This is a genomic window from Dolomitihabitans soli (genome assembly GCF_022213955.1).
Classification (GTDB): domain Bacteria; phylum Actinomycetota; class Actinomycetes; order Streptosporangiales; family Streptosporangiaceae; genus Streptosporangium_A; species Streptosporangium_A soli.
Window position 1 is genome coordinate 1 of the sequence record NZ_JAKNTW010000063.1, and the last position, 3,631, is coordinate 3,631.

Genomic DNA, 3,631 nt, shown 5'->3' on the forward strand with positions numbered 1-3,631 from the left:
CGGCGATCCTGCCCGCGATGGCGGGGCAGTCATCGGCCGGCCAGATGAAACGGCTGCTCGCCCGGCTTTCCACGAGCTCGGCGTGCGGCAGGTGGGCGATGAGGGATTCGGCGTGAGCGAACGGGACGGCGCCGTCGTCGCGGCCGGCGATGACCAGGGCCCGGCTGGGTGACCTCGGCGGTCACCTCGCGGCCGGGGCGCAGATCGTTGAGGAAGCCACAGCCCGAGCGCATCCGCGAGAAGAGGCCGACCAACCTCGCCCGCTGTTGAGGGGTGAGCTCGGCGATGACCGTCGCGTGGAAGCCCTCGCCGCGTATCGGAGGCTGTACCGGGTCTCGACCAGGAGCTCGGCATTCAGCCGAACGCCGAAGTGCGGCGGCTGCACCAGGACATCCTTCACGGACACCCTGACAGCCCGATCCTCTCGGGCGGCCAGCGTCAGAGCTGATCAGCATTTCCACTCGCAACCGCACCCTGCCGCCGCAACGTGGTGTTCTGGAGGATCGACCGGCAGCAGCCGGTCGCCGAGTTTCGTGATGCTGTTCTTCTTCTTTCTCTGTGGTGGTTGCGAGACCGTGTGACGGTTGGCCGTTCCGGCAGCCGACTTCTCAGGTCTGGACGGCCCAGGGGCCGGGCATTTCCCGCGTTGCGGCAACTGCCCGGCCCTGGGGGATCGCTAAGCGGCTAGCAACACCTGCGCTCGAGAGTACTCCGCACCCCGTAGCTGCTTCCTGGCCCCCAGTTGCACGCGTACTTGTCCTTCATGGATTTGCTGGGGCAGCCGGGGTTGTAATAGCACCGCCCCCACCAATAGCCCCCAATGGGTTTGTTGTAGCACTTGATGACGGCATCGGCAGGGTCCTCGGGGAGGACCCAGGCCGCGGCGCGGTCCGCGAGTTTAATAATGATATTCACGCACTTCATCCATTTCTTCGTTTACGGTCTCAGAACTTGGCCAGTTGATCTATGCCGTCTCCTTTACTGACAGCCGGAAGATTGCAGGGATAGCCTTCGGCGAGTGACGGCGTGAACGTCAGCGAGAGGAAAGTAACCGTGGTCTCGCGAGTCGAAGCTGCCTTCGCTGTTGTCGCTGAGCAGGACGACATTGCCGACGGGAATACGACCTTCGGCCACCACCGGGGCCACCGAGGGCGGAACGGGATCGCCCGGCAGTCCGGCGATCCGCTTGATGAGGAAGGTCCCACCGATCCAATGAGGGCTGCGGACCACCGCGATCTGACCGCGTCGGAGACGCCAGCGCGGCTACGCGCCGAACAAGTAGCCGATCTCCGTCGATCAGTGTGGGGGCCATGCTGTTGTCATCGACCCGGATCACGGAATACGTCGCGCGCAGCCGTACGAACAACAAGGCCGAAGTCGCGGTCGCGCAGCTCACGACGAGGAGCACCCACCTCACAGGGCCACCGCCTCCTCCGGCTCGCGGTACCCGGTCGCCTGGAGGTTGAAGAGCCGCGCGTAGGGGCCGCGGGCGGCCATGAGGGCGTCGTGCTTTCCGGCTTCCCGGATGGCGCCGTCTTCCAGGACGATGATGAAGTCGGCGTCGCGCACGGTGTTGAGCCGGTGAGAGATGAGCAGGCTGGTGGCGCCGTGGCGGCGGCGTCGGGTCCGAGTGTGCACGTCGGCCTCGGCCTCCGGGTCCAGCCCGGCGGAGGGCTCGTCGAGGATCACGAGGTCGCGGTGGCCGCGGAACATCGCGCGGGCCAAGGCCGTACGCTGCCATTGCCCGCCGCTGAGCACGACACCCGTGTCGGGGTCGTCCTTTTCCTCCTCGCTGAAGAACGTCCGCGTGAGCAGGGTGTCGTACCCGCGAGGAAGGGAGGAGAGCTTGTCGTCGATCCCGGCCTCGTGAGCGGCCCCACGGATTCGGGTTTCGTCCTCACGGGCGGGCACGAAGCCGATGGAGACGTTGTCGGCTGCGGACATGTCGTAGGCCATATGGTCCTGGAACACTCCGCTGATGCGATGCCGCAGATCGTCGGGGTGCACGTCACGGATGTCGACGCCATCCCACGTGATGTTTCCGTGCTGCGGGTCATAGAACCGGCACAGGAGCTTGACGAGGGTGGACTTGCCGGCCCCATTCAGACCGACGATGGCGACCGCCGCGGCGGCCGGGATGAACAGGTTCAGGCCACGCAGGATCCAAGGGTGATCCTCGCTGTAGCGGAACCACACGTCGGTCAGCTGGATGCCGTGGCTCAGCCGGGGCAGTGGCGCGGGCTCGGCGGGAATGGGGAGGTCGGGTTCGGCAGAGGTCACGGCCACGTAATGGCCGAACATGAGCAGATCCTGGTGGAGAGCGGCGATACCGACGATCAGCCCGTTGAGGGAGGCCTGGACCGCGCCGATGGCGACGATCAGCAAGGACACGTCGCCAACGCTCAACGCGCCGGAGCCGGCGGAGGTAACGGCCCAGATCAGCCCACCGCCCGCGACCACGGCGCCCAGCAGCGTCAGCAAGCCCTCAACGGACAGTTCCTTGATGTCCATCCGGCGGCGTGCGGCGTTGGACGTGCGCAACTCGGTCATCATGCGGCCTCGCAGGAAACGGCCGCTGTTGAAAAGACGGATCTCCTTTGCCGCCGCAACCGTGGTGAGCAGATCGCCGTAGAACATCTGGCGTCGTTCGGCCGGGCCGATGTCCCACATCATCGCGACGCGACGATGCGACAGCCGCAACTGCGCCAACAGCGCGGGAACCCCGGTTGCCAGGACGATCCCCGTGAGAACCGGACTGACCACCAGAAGGGAGCCGACCATTCCGGCCAGCGTGATCACCGCGCTCACAACCCCCAGGGATCCGGTGACGACTTCCTGACCCGTCGACAGGCTGTTCTTCGCCAACCGCAGCTGATCGTGGAAGTTGGGGTCCTCGAACCGTCGCAACCCGGCGAACCGCAGCGTCGCGGAGAACAGCTGTGCGGTGGTCTGGGCGGTGAACAACCTGCCCATCTCGCTGTTGAGGTACTGCATGAGCTGGGGCAGCGCCGTCATCAGGACGCCCGCGGTGGCCAGCCCCACCGCGAGGGTACTCAGCTCGGTCGCCGATCCCTCTCCCGACAGGGAGTCGACCACCAGTTTGGTCAGCCAGGCCACCGCAATCGGCGCGATCGCCTCAACGAGCATTGCCAGGACGTAGACCGCCATCAATCCCGGGGCCGCGCGCAGGGCGACCCCCGCAGCCGCCTTCGCCGTTCCGATCATGCGCTGACCGTGGCGGGCAACACGGGATCGTTGTCGGTGACCCTGCCATCCGCACCGATCACGAAGAGGGCCGGATAACCGGCGACCTGGAAAGCGCTCTGAATAGCGGCCTGAGGCGCCTCGACCACGACACGCGCCACCTCAGCGAGGCGTTCCACGTCGGCGACGGCCTCCTCATCACTGTGGGTGACGACGACAGCGAGCACCGCAGCCGAGGTGTGGCGGGCATGGTCGATGAAACGCGGCATCAGCTCCATACAGGGCTGGCAGGACGGAGAGAAGAAGCCGATCAGGGCAGGCCCTTCGAGCAATTCATCGGAGACCGGCTCACCATCAGTGGTGGTGGCGGCGAACTCCGGCATCCTCTCCCCGATGGCGAGCCCTCCCGCCATCGGCGGCAAGAACG

Annotated in this window: 3 protein-coding genes; all 3 read right to left on the reverse strand. The window is 66.3% G+C overall.

What is annotated here, in order from left to right; genetic code table 11:
- Window positions 1–978: 978 nt before the first annotated feature.
- On the reverse strand, window positions 979–1,230 hold the full coding sequence (locus MBA17_RS50915; protein WP_455433001.1) for a S26 family signal peptidase: 252 nt from the start codon (window positions 1,228–1,230) through the stop codon (window positions 979–981).
- A gap of 183 nt (window positions 1,231–1,413) precedes the next feature.
- Complete coding sequence (locus tag MBA17_RS48885) at window positions 1,414–3,225, reverse strand: ABC transporter ATP-binding protein (protein WP_238505814.1); 1,812 nt, start codon at window positions 3,223–3,225, stop codon at window positions 1,414–1,416.
- On the reverse strand, window positions 3,222–3,631 hold a 410-nt coding region (locus MBA17_RS48890; protein WP_238505815.1), incomplete at its 5' end, for a TlpA family protein disulfide reductase. The genes MBA17_RS48890 and MBA17_RS48885, both read right to left, overlap by 4 nt.